General features: G+C 43.9%; 17 protein-coding genes. 14 read left to right on the plus strand and 3 right to left on the minus strand.

The window, feature by feature from the left end; translation table 11 throughout:
• Window positions 1–49 precede the first annotated feature (49 nt).
• Together DXA18_RS08730 and DXA18_RS08735 are read right to left on the minus strand one after the other, a co-directional pair.
• On the minus strand, window positions 50–970 hold the full coding sequence (locus DXA18_RS08730) for a TDT family transporter (RefSeq protein ID WP_118383590.1): 921 nt from the start codon (window positions 968–970) through the stop codon (window positions 50–52).
• A 50-nt stretch (window positions 971–1,020) separates the two neighbouring features.
• Window positions 1,021–1,563 (minus strand): C-GCAxxG-C-C family protein, encoded by a 543-nt coding sequence (locus tag DXA18_RS08735; RefSeq protein WP_118383592.1) that lies wholly within the window; start codon window positions 1,561–1,563, stop codon window positions 1,021–1,023.
• A gap of 355 nt (window positions 1,564–1,918) precedes the next feature.
• Here DXA18_RS08735 and DXA18_RS08740 point away from each other — a divergent pair, with 355 nt between their 5' ends.
• Window positions 1,919–3,436 carry a CapA family protein gene (locus DXA18_RS08740; RefSeq protein WP_118383594.1) on the plus strand — a complete coding sequence of 506 codons (1,518 nt, stop codon included), beginning with the start codon at window positions 1,919–1,921 and terminating at the stop codon, window positions 3,434–3,436.
• 45 nt (window positions 3,437–3,481) lie between these two features.
• Here DXA18_RS08740 and DXA18_RS08745 read toward each other — a convergent pair whose 3' ends face one another.
• Window positions 3,482–4,327 (minus strand): arginase, encoded by an 846-nt coding sequence (locus DXA18_RS08745; protein WP_118383595.1) that lies wholly within the window; start codon window positions 4,325–4,327, stop codon window positions 3,482–3,484.
• 565 nt (window positions 4,328–4,892) lie between these two features.
• Between DXA18_RS08745 and aspS the strand changes: the two genes are divergently transcribed.
• The 13 genes from aspS (at window position 4,893) to DXA18_RS08810 (ending at window position 21,835) form a co-directional block, all read left to right on the plus strand.
• A complete protein-coding gene (aspS, locus tag DXA18_RS08750; protein ID WP_118383597.1) occupies window positions 4,893–6,227 on the plus strand; it encodes an aspartate--tRNA(Asn) ligase in 1,335 nt (444 codons plus the stop codon).
• Between the two features lie 26 nt (window positions 6,228–6,253).
• Window positions 6,254–6,547, plus strand: a complete 294-nt coding sequence (gatC, locus tag DXA18_RS08755) for an Asp-tRNA(Asn)/Glu-tRNA(Gln) amidotransferase subunit GatC (protein WP_118383598.1) — start codon at window positions 6,254–6,256, stop codon at window positions 6,545–6,547.
• 21 nt (window positions 6,548–6,568) lie between these two features.
• A complete protein-coding gene (gatA, locus tag DXA18_RS08760) occupies window positions 6,569–8,050 on the plus strand; it encodes an Asp-tRNA(Asn)/Glu-tRNA(Gln) amidotransferase subunit GatA (protein ID WP_118383599.1) in 1,482 nt (493 codons plus the stop codon).
• 2 nt (window positions 8,051–8,052) lie between these two features.
• Complete coding sequence (gatB, locus tag DXA18_RS08765; protein ID WP_118383600.1) at window positions 8,053–9,486, plus strand: Asp-tRNA(Asn)/Glu-tRNA(Gln) amidotransferase subunit GatB; 1,434 nt, start codon at window positions 8,053–8,055, stop codon at window positions 9,484–9,486.
• A gap of 164 nt (window positions 9,487–9,650) precedes the next feature.
• Window positions 9,651–9,935 carry an autorepressor SdpR family transcription factor gene (locus tag DXA18_RS08770; protein WP_147345589.1) on the plus strand — a complete coding sequence of 95 codons (285 nt, stop codon included), beginning with the start codon at window positions 9,651–9,653 and terminating at the stop codon, window positions 9,933–9,935.
• The gene (locus DXA18_RS08775) at window positions 9,919–10,566 is read left to right on the plus strand and encodes an SdpI family protein (protein ID WP_118383604.1); all 648 of its coding nucleotides are present in this window, start codon (window positions 9,919–9,921) and stop codon (window positions 10,564–10,566) included. The genes DXA18_RS08770 and DXA18_RS08775 overlap by 17 nt, the downstream gene beginning before the upstream one ends.
• A 92-nt stretch (window positions 10,567–10,658) precedes the next feature.
• On the plus strand, window positions 10,659–12,071 hold the full coding sequence (locus tag DXA18_RS08780; RefSeq protein WP_118383605.1) for an amidophosphoribosyltransferase: 1,413 nt from the start codon (window positions 10,659–10,661) through the stop codon (window positions 12,069–12,071).
• A 671-nt stretch (window positions 12,072–12,742) separates the two neighbouring features.
• Window positions 12,743–13,447, plus strand: coding sequence for an ABC transporter ATP-binding protein (locus DXA18_RS08785; RefSeq protein WP_118383607.1), 705 nt, complete (start codon window positions 12,743–12,745; stop codon window positions 13,445–13,447).
• A gap of 10 nt (window positions 13,448–13,457) precedes the next feature.
• The gene (locus DXA18_RS08790) at window positions 13,458–16,733 is read left to right on the plus strand and encodes an ABC transporter permease (protein WP_199665562.1); all 3,276 of its coding nucleotides are present in this window, start codon (window positions 13,458–13,460) and stop codon (window positions 16,731–16,733) included.
• Between the two features lie 211 nt (window positions 16,734–16,944).
• Window positions 16,945–18,993 carry a molecular chaperone HtpG gene (gene htpG / locus DXA18_RS08795; protein ID WP_118383611.1) on the plus strand — a complete coding sequence of 683 codons (2,049 nt, stop codon included), beginning with the start codon at window positions 16,945–16,947 and terminating at the stop codon, window positions 18,991–18,993.
• A gap of 120 nt (window positions 18,994–19,113) precedes the next feature.
• Window positions 19,114–20,187, plus strand: a complete 1,074-nt coding sequence (locus tag DXA18_RS08800; protein ID WP_118383612.1) for a M24 family metallopeptidase — start codon at window positions 19,114–19,116, stop codon at window positions 20,185–20,187.
• A gap of 39 nt (window positions 20,188–20,226) precedes the next feature.
• Window positions 20,227–21,342 carry a 4-hydroxybutyrate dehydrogenase gene (locus tag DXA18_RS08805; protein WP_118383614.1) on the plus strand — a complete coding sequence of 372 codons (1,116 nt, stop codon included), beginning with the start codon at window positions 20,227–20,229 and terminating at the stop codon, window positions 21,340–21,342.
• Between the two features lie 22 nt (window positions 21,343–21,364).
• Window positions 21,365–21,835: a zinc ribbon domain-containing protein gene (locus tag DXA18_RS08810; RefSeq protein ID WP_118383616.1), complete on the plus strand. Its 471-nt coding sequence runs from the start codon at window positions 21,365–21,367 to the stop codon at window positions 21,833–21,835.
• Window positions 21,836–21,890: the final 55 nt, after the last annotated feature.

Raw genomic sequence — 21,890 nt, forward strand, 5'->3', positions numbered from 1 at the left:
CACCTGAGAATTGTCTTCAGACGGAAGCTATTCTTTGTATAATTACAATTTATTTATTTCCACCAAAGATGGCACCCATAAAACGAATGTATGTATATACCACCAGGACAACTGCGATGATCGTCTCGATCAGTACGATATTTGCAAGGAACGGCATCGGGTGTCCCATATTGGCAGCGCATGCCATTGTCTGTTTGGTTGCGATCGCGCTGATTACGAATGGGAAGGTGAATGCTGCATAGCTTGGGTAAAATGGCATCTTCAGATATCCGATCGCTTTGATCAGTGCGAAGATGTAGATTACAGTAGCGACAACAAACATTGCCATCAGGAAGTTATAATTCTTAGGCATAACGGACTGTACATAGCCTGCGATACAGAGACTTGTCGGTGCGGCGTAGATACAGATCAGCGGTTTTGCCGGATCCGGAACTTCTTTGAACTTCACATAGCGGTATGTTACCAGTACCAGCAGGATGATCAAAGTCACCAGACCGAACCAGAATGTGGCACTTCCGAGAGACTGTTTCTCATAAGCAGGAGCTGTAACAGATGCCACAACGATACCTACATATACGATGTAGTAGCTTGCGAATACCTTCGGCATTGCTAATTTTGCGATGAATTTAATGGTAAAATAAATGATCAGCACGACATGAAGTGCGATAGCAAATAGCCAGATATAGTAAGCTGCCTGTCCGATAAATGGCTTCACATAGGTGCTTAAGATCATAAGTGCCATTGGGAATGTTCCGGAGACACTTGCCATGATCGGATTGTTCATATCCTCTTTGACAGCTCCCGGGAACATGATCAGTTTCAACAGTACGAGTACCAACAGGAATGCAGCGAATACTCCGCATACATAGCGGATACCTTCGGAATAGCTCTGAAGGAGATTGCCCAGTGCGGCAGTTCCCAGCATAACTCCGCAGAGTGGAATTGATACTTTTTTAATTACATTACTCATAGTTTTTCCTCATTTCTAGTAGATAGTTTGATGCTTTAAAATGTGTGTGCCTAGACAATATCTGAAAGAGCACGGCGCTCGCATGGCTCATCAACCTCATCAAGATTCTTGATATCGCATTCGCGACAAACGATTTCAGCAACCTTCCATGCACATAAGCCGGTGAAGAAGATACACTGTTCTTTGTGTTCGCCCTGTCCCATATTGAATTCTTTAGTGAGCACACGACAGCAGATCGCATTTTTCTTATTGGCTGTTTTAAACCAGTCATGCAGTTCATGCGTCAGTTCCATACATTTTACACTCTTTGGATTGGTTGGACCGTTCTGCTCGGTGCGACCGAAGAACATACCAAGTGCAAGGATACCGCCGTTGAATGCACCACAGACGCAGCCTGATTTACCCGCGCCGACAGCCATACCGGAAGCCATAGCGATTACAGAATCCGGAACATCCAGTTTGAACTCCTGCTTTATTGTGGCCATCAGTGCTTCACAGCAGTAATAGCCATTTTTGAAATTCAGCTCAGCAGCCTGCTGTACGGCTCTCGGACTGATCTCAGTTACTCCAATTTTTACGTTTGATTCTAACATATCAAACCCTCCTTAAATTAAAAATAATATCGAATATATTATACCTTTTTGAAAAATGAGGGTAAAATTGAAAAGTTTTATAAATATTCTGACTTATAGAAAATGTCTATAAATATCCAAAAACGCAGACTTTTCACATCCTGCACAAAGTTTGGTAACGATATTTTTACAGAATAAGCAGGTAAATATTTAAGGCAGGACAGCGAAAATCAGGCTGGACGGAGAGTGTTGAAGCCCGGTATACTGAAATCCTTCCGTAATCTTGTCTTTTTGACATTTTTCGAGTATCTTATTAGGTATAGGAAAGTGAAAAAGGAAGCAGCCAGAGAAATGGCTGTGGAGGGAGAAAAGCATTATGGAAGAAATTACAGAACAAAAGGGATCTGCGGGTGAGCATACACCGAGACCGGGAGGCATTAAGGCACATAAAGCTGCGGCGGAAAGACATGAAGCAGAGGACAGAGATCGTGCAGAGATGAGGCGACGCCGTGCGGCAAGAGAAAGGCGGAGAAGGAAGCGTAAGATCCAGAGAGCAATTCTGATTGCGGCAATGGTGTTGATCCTGCTTCTGGCTGTGCTGCTGGTAAGAGCAGTAGTGAAGAAAGTGACCGGAAGCAGTAAAAAAGAACCGGCAAAGACAACTTCTGTGGAAGTGAAAAAGGAAGATAAGGCGGAATCCAGGGAAGCGACAGCGACCATTAATATCGCAGGTGATATTATTATGCATAAGCCATTTTTGACTTCTTCGGTGTATAAGAATGGAGACGACTATGATTATAATCCGATCTTTCAATATGTAAAGGATTATTATAATGATGCAGACTTTTCTATCTGTACGACAGAGTATGCGCTGACTGGCGGTAATTACAGCGGTTATCCAACGTTCTGTGCGCCGGATGCTATTGCAGATGCGCTGGCAGAGAATGGGATCGATATGTGCCTGCTTGCGAATAATCATATTTATGACGGTGGAGACGAAGGACTTCAACGTACTATGGAAGTATTGGATAAGGATGGCATCATGTATACCGGTGTGCGTAAGAAAGCCGACGATAAGAAGTATGTGGTGAAGGATATCAACGGAATCAAGGTTGGTTTCTTCAATTATGTATTTGAGACTGAAGAAGTGAATGGACAGAAGACAATCAACGGTATCGCAGTGAACGATGAGAGTGCAGATCTGATCAATTCTTTTAAAGAAGCAGATCCGGAGTCTCTATATAGTGATGTAGAGCAGATTTTATCTGATATGAAAGAGGACGGTGTGGAATATACTGTTGCGTGTATGCATTGGGGTGTAGAATACCAGACGGAAGAGAATTCCGATCAGGACGAGATCGCGCAGAAGCTGTGTGATATGGGCGTGGACGCGCTCATCGCCAGTCCTCCGCATGTAATTGAACCTGTGGATCTTCTGACCAGCACAGACGGTGACCATGAAATGGTATGCGCATATGCGATTGGCAATCATCTGTCCAATCAGCGTACCGAATACATGGAAGGTCTGACGAATGGCTATTCGGAAGATGGCATGATGGTGAAGCTTACTGTAAAGAGAGATGCCAAAGGCAATATTTCTCTTGATGGCGCAGATTTTATTCCAACCTGGGTATACATGGATCAGAATCCGGATAATGAATATTTTATTCTGCCACTGGATAATCCGGAGAATCTGGAAAAGAATACAGGACTTACGAATCTGACAGATGATGTGACAGCATCTCTGGACAGAACAGATGGGATTGTAGGTAATGGCGTGAAGAAAGTGCAGGATGCACTGCCAATCGCACAGAAGGATCCATCAGTAAAATCAGCAGGTGAAGTGAAGAACAGCAATACAAAAAACGATAAATCAAAAAACGATACAAAATAAAAAGGTCCCCTGCGGAGGAAAGTAAACCTGCGCAGGGGATTGCTTTTAAAAATCTGTCAGAATCTGGTGTGCCATTTGACGTGTGAACGTGGCAGTCCGGTCAGATATATCATAATCCTTGTTAAATTCAACAATATCACATGATATCACAGGAAGACCGGTAAGAAGCTGGTGCATAAGCGTAAACGCTTCTTCCTCCAACAGACCGCCTGGAACCGGAACTGAGACTCCGGGAAGGTGTGCGGGATCCATTACATCAATATCAAAGCTGATATGGACATTCTGCAGATGTGCCAGATATTGAAGTGTTTCATCAATGCAGCGTTGGATACCGAGAGTTGCCATCTGTTGCCACGTATAATAGCGAATATTAAGCTTGTTCAGAAACTCCATCTCCGGCGGGTCAATATCGCGAAGCCCCAGCATGACAATGTTAGATGGTTTGACTTTAGGCTTGTCTGACAAGATTCTGGTCAATGACTGTTCGCCCATACCAATTAGAGCGGCAACGGGCATTCCGTGGATATTACCGGTGACAGTGGTTTTGTCAGTATTGATGTCTGGATGTGCATCGATCCAGATCAGACCAAGATCTTCGCAATATGTTCCGGCAGCAGAGACGCTTCCGATGGCGGAACTGTGATCGCCGGAAATGTAAAGTGGTGATTCACCTTTGCATAATGCATGATATCCAGATTCAGCAATTTGTGAACAGTTTGCAATCACGCTGTTCAGATATTTCAGATTGCTCAGGTTCTCTTCCGGTCTGGTGATTTCCGGAAGTATATGAATATCCAGTTCAGGGCAAAAAGATTGCAGATAATCCAGACTGTTGATCAGTCCCGGAGCACCCACTCCGTAATGCATGGGACAACCAAAAATGTGATTCATAAAGTAACCTCCTATATGATTATATGACATACACACATACATGCATCATATCATGGTTGTGTGCTTCTTTCAATGCTGTAAATGTGGTTGAAATAAATCGTGACACACATATCTTGAAAATGTTGAAAAAGAAGAATAAAACATCAAATTCATTGATTTAATATTTGAAAAGTGAAAGCGTTGAAATTAGAACTTGCAAAATAAAAATAGCTGTGCTAAGATTGAATCAAATTTCAGAGAATGCTGAGAACAAGACTCAACTTTCTGGAACCTGACAGGAATAAGGTGTCACCGACTGAGAGCACCTTTTAGGGAATGAGAGATATGGGAACACTTGGGAGCAGACTGGCTGAAAAGTTATGACTTAGTAGGACAGTACGTGTCATGCGCGTTAAGCATAAGAGAGGAATTAAAAGGGAGAAGATTCCCGGAGATTCAAAGCGGGTGGTACCGCGGATTATGTCAGATCCGTCCCGGAATATGAGAGATCATGTTCCGGGACTTCTTTTATTTAAATTCAATCATAAGAGACAGATCCGTCCCGTTCAAAAAAGGAGGACCAATCATGGAATATTTAACAGGAGTAGCCAAGAAAGAGACTTTAGAAATCAGTGAACTGCTTGCCGGAGATCTGGCAGGACAGAAGGTTAAGGTTAACGGAGCCGTTCATACGATCCGTGACATGGGAACCGTAGCATTTGTTGTTCTGAGAAAAAGAGAAGGACTGCTGCAGGGTGTATACGAGGAAGGCACAGCCGGATTTGATCTGAAGGATCTGCGGGAAGCGGATACCATAGAGATCGAAGGAACGTTGGAGAAGAATGAAAAAGCACCGAACGGTATCGAGATCCGCATGGAATCATTGCGAATCCTCAGTGAGCCGGAAGCAGATATGATGCCACTTGCCATTTCCAAATGGAAGCTGAACACCTCACTGGATGCAAAGCTGAACTACAGACCGATCGCACTGCGCAATGTGAGAGAACGGGCAAAGTTCAAATTGCAGGAAGGCATTACAAGAGCATTTCGTGATTTTCTTTATGAACAGGGATTTACGGAGATTCATACACCGAAGATCGGAGCTAAGAGTGCAGAGGGCGGAGCGAACCTGTTTCGTCTGGATTATTTCCACAGACCGGCAGTGCTGCAGCAGAGTCCTCAGCTTTACAAGCAGATGATGGTCGGCGTGTTTGACAGAGTATTTGAGACAGCACCGGTATTCAGGGCAGAAAAACACAACACCAAGCGTCATCTGAATGAGTACACCAGTCTGGATTTCGAGATGGGTTACATCGATGGATTTGAAGATATTATGGCAATGGAAACGGGATTCCTGCAGTACATGATGGCAATGCTCGCTAAGGATTATGAGAAAGAACTGAAGATTTTGAATATTACACTTCCGGATGTCAGCAAGATCCCGGCAGTGAGGTTTGATGAGATCAAACAGAAGGTATCTGAAAAATATGGTCATAAGATGCGGAATCCATTTGATCTGGAACCGGAAGAAGAGCAGCTGATCGGACAGTATGCGCAGGAAGAATGGGGAAGTGATTTCGTATTTGTTACCCACTATCCTTCGAAAAAACGTCCGTTTTACGCAATGGATGATCCGGCAGATACCAGATACACATTAAGCTTCGACCTGTTGTATAAGGGAATGGAGATTACCACAGGTGGTCAGAGAATCCATGATTACAAAGCACTTCGCGAGAAAATCGCAGCACGTGGCATGGAAGAGGAAGGTCTGGAACATTATCTGGATACATTCAAACACGGTATGCCGCCGCATGGTGGACTGGGTATTGGCCTGGAGCGCCTGACCATGAAGCTGGTGGGAGAGGATAATGTCCGTGAGACTACACTCTTCCCAAGAGACTTAAGCAGACTGGAACCATAGAACAGAGTACGGATAAAGGAGTAGTTATGGCAAATAAGATATCAGATGAGACCATCGAATATGTAGGCATTCTGGCAAAGCTGGAACTGTCTGAAGAAGAGAAATTAGCAGCCAGATCCGATATGGAACGGATGCTGGATTATATCGATACACTGAATGAGCTGGACACCGAGGGGATTGAGCCGATGTCACATGTATTTCCGGTAAATAATGTATTCCGGGAAGATGTGGTGACGAATGGAGACGGAAGTAAAGATACTTTGAAGAATGCGCCGCTTCAGAAGGAACAGTGCTTCAAAGTGCCAAAGACCATTGGATAGACAGAGTCAGGAGGATAAGAGATGAGTATCAGAAGTCTGACAGCAGTTCAGCTGGGTAAGAAAATACAGGCAGGAGAAGTTACCGTTCGCGAAGCAGTGGAAGCGTCTCTTGCACAGATAGACAGTGTGGAATCAGAAGTCCACAGTTACGTGACGATCTGCAGAGACGAAGCACTGAAACGTGCAGATCAGGTGCAGAAAATGATTGATGCAGGAGAATTTACGGGACCGCTTGCAGGTGTGCCGATTGCCGTTAAGGACAACATGTGTACGGAAGGCGTGCTTACTACCTGTAGTTCTAAGATATTGGGAAATTTCGTGCCGACATTTACGGCAGAAGCGGTAAAACGGCTGGAAGAAGCCGGCGCAGTCATCCTTGGCAAGACCAATATGGATGAATTTGCTATGGGTAGTACAACCGAGACTTCCTATTATGGAGTGACAAAGAATCCGTGGAATACAGCCCATGTGCCGGGTGGATCTTCCGGCGGTTCCTGTGCGGCAGTGGCAGCAGAAGAATGCTTCTGTGCATTGGGATCTGACACAGGTGGTTCAATCCGTCAGCCAAGCGCATTCTGTGGCGTGGTTGGAATGAAGCCGACATATGGTACGGTATCCAGATATGGACTGATCGCCTATGGTTCTTCTCTGGATCAGATTGGACCGGTGGCAAAGGATGTGACGGACTGCGCGGCAATCCTGGAAACGATTGCAGCACATGATGAAAAAGACAGCACTTCTATAGGAAGAGACAGCTATGATTTCACATCTGCACTTGTAGAAGATGTGAAAGGCATGAAGATCGGTATTCCGAGAGATTATTTCGGTGACGGATTGGATCCGGAAGTAAAGGAAGCTATCCTGAAAGCGGTGAAGGTACTGGAAGAAAAAGGGGCGGTTGTAGAAGAATTTGACTTAAGCCTGGTAGAATATGCAATTCCAGCATACTATGTAATCGCATCGGCAGAGGCAAGTTCCAACCTGTCCCGTTTTGATGGTGTGAAATACGGATATCGGACAGCAGACTATGAAGGACTTCACAATATGTATAAGAAATCTCGTTCTGAAGGATTCGGACCGGAGGTGAAACGTCGTATCATGCTTGGCTCTTTTGTGCTGAGTTCCGGATATTATGATGCATACTATCTGAAAGCACTTCGTACCAAGGCATTGATCAAAAAAGCGTTTGACCGCGCATTTGAAAAATACGACATGATTATTGGACCAGCTGCACCGACGACTGCACCGGAGCTTGGTAAGAGCTTAAGTGACCCGATGAAAATGTATCTGAGTGATGTATATACTGTATCTGTGAACCTGGCAGGACTGCCGGGTATCAGCATTCCGGTGGGACGTGATTCCAAAGGACTGCCGATCGGTATGCAGATGATCGGTGACTGTTATCAGGAGAAAAAACTGCTCCAGGCAGCATACACATATGAACAGACAGGAAGTTATGTACGGCCGGAGCTGGCAGAAGCAGCTGAGAAAGGGGGCAGATAATCATGGCAAAACAGTATGAAACCGTCATTGGACTGGAAGTCCATGTAGAACTTGCCACTAAGACGAAGATATTCTGCGGATGCAGTACAGCATTCGGGGGTGCACCAAATACACACACCTGTCCGGTATGTACCGGTATGCCGGGGTCTCTTCCGGTATTGAATAAACAGGTAGTAGAATACGCTGCTGCCATCGGTCTTGCAACGAACTGTGAGATTACACAGGTATGCAAATTTGACCGTAAGAACTACTTCTATCCGGATAACCCACAGAACTATCAGATCTCGCAGCTGTATCTTCCAATCGCAAGAAACGGATATGTAGAGATCGAAGTCGGAGAGCAGAAGAAAAAGATTCGTATCCACGAGATGCATATGGAAGAGGATGCGGGTAAACTGGTGCATGACGAATGGGATGACACCTCTCTGGTAGATTACAACCGAAGCGGTGTGCCACTGGTAGAAATCGTATCCGAGCCGGATATGCGTTCAGCCGATGAAGTTATGGCTTATTTGGAAAAGCTTCGTCTGATCATTCAGTATCTGGGCGCATCAGACTGTAAGCTTCAGGAAGGTTCCATGCGTGCTGACGTGAACTTGTCTGTTCGTGAAGTAGGGGCATCTGAATTCGGTACCCGTACAGAGATGAAGAACCTGAACTCTTTTAAAGCGATTGCAAGAGCCATTGACGGAGAGCGTCAGAGACAGATTGATTTAATAGAAGCAGGACGTGCAGTCGTGCAGGAGACAAGGCGCTGGGATGACAACAAAGAATCATCGCATGCTATGCGTTCTAAAGAGGATGCACAGGACTACCGATACTTTCCTGAACCAGATCTGGTACCGATCGTAATCAGCGACGAATGGATCGCAGAGATCAAAGCCAGACAGCCAGAGTTCCGTACCGAGAAGCTGGAGCGCTACAACAGAGCGTTTGATATTCCGCGTTACGATGCAGAGATCATTACAAACTCCAAGAAGATGGCAGACATTTTTGAAGCAACCACAGCCATCTGTGGAAAGCCAAAGAAAGTGGCTAACTGGCTGATGGTAGAGACGTTGAGACTGTTAAAGGAACGCGGACAGGAACCGGAAGACATCTGCTTTGCACCGGAGCATCTTGCAAAACTGATTGAACTTACCGAAGCTGGTACAATCAACAGCTCCGTAGCCAAGGAAGTATTTGAGAAGATCTTCGATGAGAACGTAGATCCTGAGAAATACGTAGAAGAAAAGGGTCTGAAGATCGTACAGGATGACGGAGCACTGGAAGAAGTGCTGAAGAAGGTTATCGCAGACAATCCACAGGCCGTGGCTGATTATAAAGGTGGTAAAGAAAAAGCACTGGGAGCTCTGGTTGGACAGACGATGAAGGCAATGAAAGGCAAGGCCAATCCAGGAGCGGTTAATAAGAAGCTTCGTGAGATGTTAGCTTAAGACAGAATGAGACATTAGTATTAACAGTATTATATAGAAAAACAGGCAGGCATTTAGGTATTTAGAAAAATATCTAAATGCCTGTTGCGTTTTGCGATGAGGTGTGTTATAAAGTAATTAGAAATATTTCTAAATAGATTCACGACAGGTAAAGGATGGTGAGTATGGGATTTGGAGAGACATTTAAAGCACTATCAGACCCGGCACGCCGGGACATTCTTTCTTTATTGAGAGAAGGACGGATGTCGGCTGGAGAGATTGGAGCACATTTTGACATGACAGGTGCGACAATTTCCTATCATTTGAAGATCCTTAAGAAAGCAGGACTGGTCTTTGAGACCAGGGAAAAGAATTACATTTATTACACATTGAATACTTCCGTAGTTGAGGAAGTGATGCTCTGGCTGTCAGAGCTGAAAGGGGATGGAACTCATGCTGAAAGCGAATAAAAAGTTTTTTATTGTAACATGTATTATTACAGTGCTCCCGATATTGGTCGGGTTGCTGTTGTGGAATCAGCTGCCGGATCGGGTAGCGACACATTTTGGTACTGACGGTACACCGAATGGATACAGCAGTAAGTTGGTTGCGGTAATAGGGATTTATCTGTTTTGCCTGGCGGTACATATATTCTGTGCATTGGTGACAAGTGTGGATCCCAAAGGAAAGAATATCAGTCCGAAAGTTTATCGTCTGATACTCTGTATCTGTCCGCTGGTATCTATTTATGCGGGTGCCACTGTTTATGGTAATGCACTTGACTATAGGGGCGTAAACAGTACAGTCTGGATAAATGCGTTGATGGCTGTGATACTGATCGTGGTCGGTAATTATCTGCCGAAATGCAGACAGAACTATACGATCGGTATTAAACTGCCATGGACACTGGCAGACGAAGAAAACTGGGATTATACGCACCGGATGGCTGGCAAATGGTGGATAGCAGGTGGTGTACTAACCTTTCTGGCTGGCTTTCAGTCATGGGTAGATCCGGTCTATGTAAGCCTTGCAATTATTATGATTGTGACACTGATTCCAGGAGTGGCATCGTATCTGTATTTCAGAAAACACAGCTTATAAATAAGATTAGGAGAAATAATATCTACATCTTATCGACGGGTGCTATACTGTATATAGTATGTCAGAATAACAGGTAAGATAAGGAGAAAGTTATGAGTGGTTTTTTCGGAGTAGCATCGAAGGAAGATTGTGTACTGGAACTTTTCTATGGAGTGGATTATCACTCTCATCTGGGAACAAGACGCGGGGGCATGGCAGTTCATGGGGAAGATGGCTTCGACCGTGCAATCCATAATATTGAAAATACACCGTTCCGAACCAAGTTTGACAAAGATGTCGGCAATATGAAAGGCAATATCGGTATTGGCTGTATCTCAGATTATGAACCGCAGCCGCTGCTGTTCAGTTCTAAGATTGGAAGTTTTAGTCTTGCATTTGTCGGTAAAGTTAATAATTATGAGGAATTACTGGAAGACCTGTATAGCAGATCTAAGACACACTTTCAGGAAATGACGAATGGAACGGTCAATGTGACAGAACTGATCGCAGCACTGATCTGTGAGAAGGACAGCTTTGCGGAAGGTATCCGATATGTGCAGGATCTGGTGGATGGATCATTGAGCATGCTGTTGATGACCGAGGAAGGAATCTATGCAGCAAGAGATAAGATGGGACGTACTCCGATTGTTGTAGGACATAAGGAAGGCGCATACTGTCTGTCATTTGAGAGCCATGCATATATTAATCTCGGATTTCAGGATTATAAAGAACTGGGACCTGGCGAGATCGTTTATGTGACTCCGGAGAGTGTGGAGACATTGGTAGAGCCTGGTAAGGAAATGAAGATCTGTTCCTTCCTATGGGTATATTACGGATATCCGACATCTGCTTATGAGGGTGTGAATGTAGAAGAGATGCGTTATCGTTGCGGTAGCATGCTTGCAAAACGTGACGGTGATTCCGTGCATCCGGATATCGTAGCAGGTGTACCGGATTCCGGTATTGCACACGCCATCGGATATGCCAATGAATCCGGCGTTCCGTATGCAAGACCATTCATCAAATATACACCGACCTGGCCGAGATCATTCATGCCGACCAATCAGAGTCAGCGTAACCTGATCGCACGTATGAAGCTGATTCCGGTGAAAGCATTGATTGAAGATAAGAAGCTTCTGCTCATCGATGATTCCATCGTCCGCGGTACACAGCTTCGTGAGACAACCGAATTTCTGTATCGCAGCGGCGCAAAGGAAGTTCATGTGCGTCCGGCCTGCCCACCGATCATGTACGGTTGTAAATATCTGAACTTCTCACGTTCCAGATCAGAGATGGAGCTGATCGCCCGTCAGATGATCCAGAAGAGAGAAGGAGATAACTGTCCGCAGGAAGTACTGGATGAATATGCAGATCCATGCACCTGCAAATATGAGCAGATGATTGAAGATATCCGGAAGCAGCAGAACTTCACCACACTGAGATACCACAGACTGGATGATCTGCTAGCATCTATCGGTATCGAGCCATGTAAAGTATGTACATACTGCTTTAATGGTAAAGAATAAAATGGATGAACCGTGATACGGTAATTGAAAATAATGATTGAAAATGGATGAAGCTTATGCTATAATTTTATTAGGCGATAAGCTGAAACGAATTGAATAGGTTCACAATCGTGAGCAAATGAAATGCCTCGGAGCTGGCACTCCGAGGCATTTCTATTCCGTTTTTTGCTAGGTGGCTTAATCCTAAGGTTAGTCTTTTATTTCTTTCCGTCTAACCATTTGCATATGTAGTATGCAACTACACTTGCCATTACGGAAAGTACAAACGAATAGAATAGATTCACAGTCTCACCTCCTATCTACTGCCTTGTATAGGTGAGACAGTAGATAGAGTATAACATGGTTTAAATAATTAAACAATATGAAAAGAAAAAGAAAAGTATTTTATACAAATAATAAAAATAAAACTTGAAATATGAGATAATATATGCTATATTACAGATAGACAGAGAGTAATCTTGAGGCTGGTTTTATGCTATTTCCCTCTGTCTAGCCATTTGCATATGTAGTATGAGTGAAATGCCTCGGAGTTGCCGCTCCGAGGCATTTCTGTTTTTGTATATAAATCCTAAAATAACTCTAAATTGTGAAATCGGGGAATGTTTTTCTGACGCATCTAATGTTATACTAAATATATCTTTAAATTCCAAATTGCTGATACGGAGGAACTTATGAAAGATTTTGTGAAATTGGACGATGTCCGTAAGATATATCATATGGGTGAAGTTGAGATCGCTGCAGCTGATGGTATTTCTTTTCAGATAGAAAAGGGAGAGTTTGCAGTTGTAGTTGGTCCAAGTGGAGCAGGAAAGACAACGGTACTGAATATCCTTGGCGGAATGGATACGGCTACATCCGGTCAGGTGCTGGTGGATGGAGTAGATATTGCAAAGTATTCTGGGAAGCAGCTGACAGCATATCGCAGAGACGATATCGGATTTGTATTCCAGTTCTATAACCTGATTCCGAATCTGACTGCGCTGGAGAACGTGGAACTGGCACTCCAGATCTGTAAGGATCCGTTACCGGCAGAAGAGGTGTTGCGGGAGGTAGGACTTGGTGACAGATTGAAGAATTTTCCGGCACAGCTTTCCGGAGGTGAGCAGCAGAGAGTATCAATTGCGAGAGCGTTGGCGAAGAATCCGAAGCTTCTGCTCTGTGATGAGCCGACAGGAGCCCTGGATTATAATACAGGTAAGGCGATTTTAAAACTGCTCCAGGATACCTGTAGAGAAAAGGGGATGACGGTAATCCTGATCACGCACAACTCGGCAATCGCACCAATGGCAGACCGGGTGATCCAGATTAAGAATGGTAAGGTATCGAAGATGACGGTGAATCCGCATCCGGTATCAGTCGAGACGATAGAATGGTAGGAGCTTGGATATGAAGACTACGACGATTGAATTTTTCAGAGAGATTAAAAAGAGCTCGGGACGTTTTGTGTCGATACTGTTTATTGTGGCGCTTGGTGTTGCATTTTTCTCTGGAATCCGTGCTTCGGAACCGGATATGCGTGTGACAGGAGATGCATATTTTGATCAGGCGAATCTGATGGATATCAAGGTTATCAGTACACTGGGATTGACAAAAGATGATGTGAAAGCATTCGAAGGACTGGACAGTATCGAGAAAGCAGAAGGCGCATACAGCGGGGATTTTCTGAATTATGATGGTGAGAAACAGCGTGCATTGCATGTGATGTCGTTGTCTGAGGATATGAATCAGATTACGGTTACAGAAGGAAGACTTCCGGAGAAGTCTGGCGAATGTCTGGCAGATGACGAGAGCACCTATAAGGTCGGAGATAAGATCAAGCTTACGTCCGGTACGGAAGACCCGGTTACAGATACACTGGCAACAGATGAACTTACTGTGGTTGGTACAGGGAACAGTCCATATTATATATCTTACGGCAGAGGCAGTACGACGATCGGCAACGGAAGTCTGTCAGCATTTCTTGTGGTTCCGAGGGAGACATTTACACAGGACGTGTACACAGAATGCTATCTGTTAGTAAAGGGAGCGAAAGAGTGTATTGCTTATACAGATGAATACGAAGATCTGATAGATGATGCTATGGATGATGTGAAGGAACTCTCCAATGATCGGGGAATCATCAGAAGACGGGAACTGGTCGATGATGCTACCAGAGAGCTGGATCAGGCGAAGATAGATCTGAAAGAGGGAAAAGCGAAGGCAGAACAGGAATTATCAGATGCGGAGACACAGATAGCGGATGCAGAAAGTCAGCTGGCAGATGCGAAAGAAAAGATCAGAAGCGGCAGGGCTCAGATAGAGGAAGCAAAGAATACGCTGACACAGAAACAGCAGGAGCTGGATCAGGCAAAAGCACAATATGCAGATGGTGTGCAGCAATTACAGGATGGACGTGCTCAATATGAAGCAGGGAAGACTGCATTTGAAGCAGGAAAGCCAGAGGCAGAACAGAAGATTACAGAAGGCGAAGCAGCTCTTGAACAGATCCAGGCGGGGATTGATATCTGCAATAATGGATTAGATGCACTCAAAGATATGTGTGGTAATGATGAATCCATTTATGGAAATCCGGATACAGAGATAGGAGCACAATACGCTGGACTGGTGCAGCAACTGGAGGGATTGGAGCAGCAGAAAACAGAATTTTCAGCTCAGCTACAGATGGCAAAAGATCAGCTCGCTTCTGCGGAACAGCAATTTTCAGATACGAAGGCCGCACTGGATGCATCTGAGGCAGCGCTGGCGTCAGTACCGGCGCAGCTGACAAGTGGACAGGAGCAGATTAATGCCGGCTGGCAGGAACTGTCTGAGAAGGAACAGGAACTGGAAAAAGGGATGTCTGAGATTACGGAAAATGAGAATAAGATCTCAGATGCAAAACAAGATTTGGAAGAAGGCAGAACAAAAGCAGCACAGGATATTGCGGATGGGGAAGATAAGATTGCAGATGGTGAGAAAAAGATCGATGATATCCCGGAGGCAGAATGGTATATTTATGACAGAAGTACATTGCCGGAGTACAATGGTTATGGGGAGAATGCAGATCGGATGAAGGCTATAGGAAAAGTCTTCCCGGTATTGTTCTTCTTGGTAGCCGCTCTGATCAGTCTTACCGGTATGACTCGTATGGTAGAAGAACAACGAGTACAGATTGGTACGATGAAAGCACTTGGATATCGCAGATCAACAATTGCTATGAAGTATATTGGTTATGCGTTTTTGGCAACTATCACCGGAAGTATTCTCGGAGTGTTGGTTGGTGAGAAGATTTTGCCGTATATAATCATTTATTCATATGGTATTTTATATCATCACATTCCGGAGATTCTGGTGCCATATGTGCCGTCATACGGTATTATGGCATCGGCAGCAGCAATTGCGTGCACTTTGATGGCAACAATCTTTGCCTGCTATAAGGAACTGGGAGCACAGCCGTCTGAGCTGATGCGTCCTCCGGCTCCTAAAGTAGGAAAAAGGGTTTTCCTGGAACGGATTCCGTTTATATGGAAACGATTGAATTTCTCGTGGAAATCTACAGTGCGCAATTTGATGCGGTATAAAAAGCGCTTCTTTATGACGATATTTGGTATTGGTGGCTGTATGGCGCTGATGATCGTGGGATATGGACTTAGGGATTCTGTATATGAGATTGCAGATATCCAGTATTCTGAGATCCAGCTTTATGACGGTCAGATCGTGCTGCAGGAAGATTTGAATGAGCAGGATCGAGAACACCTGAATACATTTTTGGATACGGACAAAGACGTAGAATCTTATATGGATGCTTATATGAAGAGCATTACACTTAAGAATGGAAAGAAAGAGCGTCAGGCTTACATTACGGTGTTTGGAGATGTGAAAAATATAGGACGGTATGTAGATTTTCACGACCGAAAATCAGATGAGAAATACAAACTTACAGATGATGGTGTGATTATCAGTGAAAAGACTGCTAAGCTTCTAAACGCTAAAGCGGGAGATCGTATCACGATTCAGGATGAGAAAAACGGCGATAAAGAACTCACCATTTCTCATATATGTGAGAATTATATGGGACATTATATCTATATGACGCCAACTTATTATAATAAGGTATTTGGTACAATGCCGGAGTATAACAGTGTTCTGTTTGAAACGGATGATTCTTACAGCCAGACACAGGTAGAAGACGTTGGCGAGAAGATCATGAAACGGGATGAAGTTTTAAGCATCAGCTATGTTCATGATATTCAGGAACAGTTGGATGAAATGCTGTCCAGCCTTAATCTTGTTATTATTGTATTGATCATTTCAGCAGGAATGCTGGCATTTGTTGTACTTTATAATCTTAATACGATCAATATCACAGAGCGGCAGCGGGAATTAGCTACATTGAAGGTATTGGGATTCTACGACGGAGAAGTGGCACAATATGTATTCCGTGAGAATATTTTGTTGACGTTTATCGGCGCAGCAGTGGGTGTTGTGCTTGGCAAGGTTCTGCATTTGTTTACGATTCAGACGGTGGAAGTAGATGCAGCTATGTTTGGACGTAGTATCTATCTGCCGAGTTTTATTTATAGTCTGTTGTTTACCGTGGGATTTTCATTGTTGATCAACGGGATCATGTATTTTAAACTGAAGAAGATCAATATGGTGGAGTCTTTGAAGAGCGTAGAGTAAAGCTTCTTGAAGATGCTCCGGTGGACCTGGAAGACAGATTTAATAAACAGTTTATAAATTTAAGGAAATTATTAGCACTCTTTTTTGAAGAGTGCTAATTTTCTATTGACTTTTAAATTTTACAGTATTATCATAATTTTTGTACATAAAGTACGGAAAAAAGAGCTGGTAGGCTCTGATATTATATAGAATAAAAACAGGAGTGATAGACATGGCAAAAAAAGGTTCATTATCAATCAGCAGTGAGAATATTTTTCCGATTATTAAAAAGTGGGTATATTCCGATCATGACATTTTCTTCCGTGAGATGGTGTCGAATGGATGTGACGCGATCACTAAGCTTAAGAAGTTGGATATGATGGGTGAATATCAGCTTCCGGATGATTACAAACCACAGATTCGTGTTGTTGTAAGCCCGGAAGATAAGACTTTGAAGTTTATCGATGATGGTCTTGGCATGACAGAAGATGAAGTTGAAGAATATATTACCCAGATCGCATTTTCCGGTGCAACAGAATTCCTGGAGAAGTATAAAGATAAGACATCAGAAGATGATATGATCGGTCATTTCGGTCTTGGATTCTATTCTGCATTCATGGTTGCCGATGAGGTTCATATTGATACACTTTCTTATAAAGAAGGGGCAAAGCCGGTACACTGGGTAAGTGACGGAGGCACAGAATATGAGATGTCAGAAGGCGATAAGGAAGGTGTTGGTACCGAGATCACACTGTTCCTGAATGAGGATAGTTTACAGTTCGCGAATGAATACCGTGCAAGAGAAGTACTGGAGAAATATTGCTCATTTATGCCTGTTCCGATCTATCTGGAGAAGGCGAATGCGGAGCAGGAATATGAGACTATCGATGAGGCGGATCTGAAAGAGGATGACGTAGTCGTAGAGCGTATCCATGAAGAAGCCAAGATGGAAGAAAAAGAGAATGAAAATGGCGAGAAGGAGATGGTAGAAGTATCTCCTGCCAAGGATAAAGTTAAGATCAACAAACGTCCGGTACCGCTTAACGATACGACACCGTTGTGGACGAAACATCCGAATGAATGCAGCAAAGAAGACTACATTGATTTCTACCGCAAGGTATTTATGGATTATAAGGAGCCATTGTTCTGGATTCATCTGAACATGGATTATCCGTTCAACTTGAAAGGTATCCTGTACTTCCCGAAGATTAATACCGAATATGATTCTGTAGAGGGAACCATTAAGCTGTATAACAATCAGGTCTTTATCGCAGATAATATCAAAGAAGTAATTCCGGAATTTCTGATGGTATTAAAGGGAGTGATTGACTGCCCGGATCTGCCACTGAACGTATCCAGAAGTGCTCTGCAGAATGATGGATTTGTTAATAAGATCGCGGATTATATTTCCAAGAAGGTTGCAGATAAGCTGAGCGGAATGTGCAAGACAGACAAAGAGTCTTATGAGAAGTATTGGGATGATATCAGTCCGTTTATCAAGTTTGGATGCCTGAAGGACGAGAAGTTCTGTGATAAGATGACAGATTACATCTTGTTCAAGAATATTGATCATAAGTATCTGACACTGAAAGAGTGTGTAGAGAATAATGGTGGCAAGCTGGAAGATAAGAAAGCAGAGAAGCCGGAAGGTGACAACGCTGAGAATAAAGAGCAGACTACCATCTACTATGTGACAGATGAACAGCAGCAGAGCCAGTACATCAATATGTTCCGTGCGCAGGGACAGGATGCTGTGATCCTGTCACACAACATTGACTCTCCGTTCATTACACAGTTAGAGCAGCGCAATCCGGAACTGAAGTTCCAGAGAATTGATGCGGATGTCAATGCATCTTCGAAGGAAGAAGTATCTGAGGAAGAGAAGGAGGCATTCCAGAAGACAACCGATGAACTGGTTGCACTGTTCCGTAAAGAGCTTGGCAATGAGAATCTGGAAGTGAAGGTAGAGAAGATCAAAGATGAGTCTGTGGCAGCTATGATCACACTGTCAGAAGAAAGTCGCCGTATGCAGGATATGATGAAGATGTATGGTATGGCAGGTATGGATCCGTCTATGTTTGGAACGACCGGCACACTGGTACTGAATGCGAATCATCCGTTGGTACAGTATGTACAGGCACATAAGGATGAAGAGAATACAGGTATCTTCTGTAAGCAGTTATATGACCTGGCTATGCTGGCGCATAAGCCGTTATCACCGGAAGAGATGACAGCTTTTGTACAGAGAAGTAATGAGATTATGCTGAAGCTTGCAAAATAATGTGATATAATGAATCCGTCGATGGTGATGACTATCGGCGGATTTTTGTGCACGTCGAATAGGCGTCAGCCTGCTCGATTATTGAGGTTATGAGATTTCATTTCACAGGAGGATAAGCAAATGAATACAAGAACAGAACGCATTATGAAGGCATTGGAAGAACGTGGATTAAGCCAGATGCTGGTAGTAGATCCGATGTCTATTTATTATATGACCGGTGTTTATATTGAACCACATGAAAGATTCTACGGATTATTATTGCGGAAGAATGGAGGTCATGTATTATTTTTGAATAATTTATTTACCATTCCGGATGGCGTAGAACTGGAGAAGGTATGGTATAGCGATACAGATCCGGCGATGGATTATGTGATGAAATATATTGATCCAAACTGTAGACTTGGCGTTGATAAAGATATTAAAGCAAGATTTTTATTGCCATTGATGGATAATCATGCCGCAACAGGATTTGAAAATGCTTCTCTTGCAGTAGATGTGACACGTGGTATTAAAGATGAAGAAGAAAAAGAAAAGATGCGTGCAGCATCTAAGATCAACGATCAGGCTATGGCGAGATTCCGTGAGCTTGTAAAAGAAGGCATTACAGAGAAAGAGATCGCTGATCAGACTCTTGAGATCTACAAAGAACTGGGAGCAGAGGGATTCTCCTTTGATCCGATCGTGTCTTTTGGAGCCAATGCAGCCGATCCGCATCACATGCCAGATGATACTGTACTGAAAGCAGGAGATGTGATCCTGTTTGATGTGGGATGTATCAAGGACGGATACTGCTCTGATATGACACGTACCTTCTGCTATAAAGAAGTAACAGCGAAGAATAAAGAGATCTATGATCTGGTACTGAATGCAAATCGTTCTGCTATCGCAAAGATCAAACCTGGCGTACCGCTTTGTGAACTGGATAAAACAGCCAGAGATATTATCACAGAAGCAGGATACGGTGAGGGATTCAATCATCGTCTGGGACATTTTATCGGACTGTCTGAGCATGAGTTTGGTGATGTATCGTTGACAAATGAGACAAAAGCAGAGCCTGGCATGATCTTCTCTATTGAGCCTGGTATTTATCTGCCGGGAGATACAGGAGTTCGAATTGAGGATCTGGTGTTGGTAACAGAAGACGGCGTAGAAGTGCTGAACTCTTACACCAAAGAACTGCAGGTTATTGAATAAAACGATAGACTTGAAGGAAAGACACGGAGGGTATGTGCAATGAAGTTATTTCAGCAGAAGACGGTGATTAACAAATGTGAGACGGCAAAAGAATTTGCAGAGGCTTACCAGATCGGCAAGGGAGATTTTATCCTGGCGAGCAAGAGTACCTATGATGCGTATTTTACGCCGTTAGGTCTGGATGCCCATGTGGAATACAAGAGCGAGTATGGAAAAGGAGAACCGACGGATGTGATGATCGATGCGCTGATTGCAGATTATAAAGCATCCGGATGTGACCGTATCATAGCGATCGGTGGCGGTGGAGTTATCGATATGGCTAAGATTCTGGTGCTGGAAGGTGAACATACTGCTGAGCAGGTGTATCGCAGACAGGTACCTCTGAAGAAAGCGCATACCTTGATCGCAGTACCTACCACTTGTGGCGCGGGATCAGAAGTGTCCAACGTATCGATCGCAGAATTGACCAGTATTCACAGTAAAATGGGATTAGCGGACGACAGTATTTTTGCAGATGAGGCAGTGCTTGTGCCGGAACTTTTGACCAAGCTTCCGTATTCATTTTTTGCTACCAGTGCGATTGACGCATTTATCCATGCCATCGAATCTTATGTGTCACCAAAGGCAACGCTGTATACACGGATGTTCAGTAACCAGGCAATGGAAATGATCCTGGACGGATTCCAGAAGATCGTGGAGTATGGACCGGAATACCGCATGGAGATTCTGGATCAGTTTCTGGTGGCAAGCGATCTTGCCGGTGTGGCATTTGGCAATGCGGGAACAGGCGCGGTGCATGCTATGTCCTATCCGTTGAGTGGGGAGTATCATGTGGCACACGGAGAAGCCAACTATCTGTTCCTGACAGCTGTATTTGCAGAATATCAGAGAGTGAATCCAGATGGAGAATTAAAAGAGCTGAACGAACATCTTGCGGGACTTCTTCACTGCGAAGTGGATCAGGTCTATGTAGAGATTGAGAAGCTGTTAGATAAGATCATTGCCAGAAAGAAGCTTCATGAGTATGGCATGACAGAGGATCAGATCCAGAGCTTCGCAGAAGGTGTAGAGCAGAACCAGCAGAGACTGCTGAACCAGAGCTATGTAAAGTTTAATGTGGAACAGATGGTGAAGATTTACCGTCAGCTGTTCTAAGATAATAAATGGAGGCAGGAACATGGGATTTTTTGATGATGTAAAGAACAGCCTGACAGAGAAAAGTCAGGATCTGAGCAAGAAGGCGAAAGATACGACAGAAATATATCGTCTGAATAATGCGAATAAATCTATGGAAAAAGAAGTCGAGAAGCTTATCTATCAGATTGGATTAAGATACTATGCAAATTACAAAGACGAGTGTGCAGAGAAATGTCCGGATCTGATTGAACAGATTGATCAGCTTTATCAGACAATGGAGGCGAATAAGCAGCAGATCGAGCAGCTTTCAATTGTTGAGGTATGTCCGAACTGTGGTAAGAAACTGGACCCGAATGCGAAGTTCTGTGTGAATTGCGGAACAGCTATCAATCGTGAGCCGGCATCGGCTACACCGAATCCGTCAGGAAAGGTGTGCGCCGCCTGCGGAACGCCACTGGAAGATGACGCTGCGTTCTGTACCAATTGCGGAACTCCGGTGAAGAATGATTAAAATAATTATAGAAGATAAAAGCCATGGCTCAGAGCTATGGCTTTTATAGGTTCTC

The sequence above is a fragment of the Dorea sp. AM58-8 genome (genome assembly GCF_003464045.1).
Taxonomy (GTDB): domain Bacteria; phylum Bacillota; class Clostridia; order Lachnospirales; family Lachnospiraceae; genus Claveliimonas; species Claveliimonas ammoniilytica.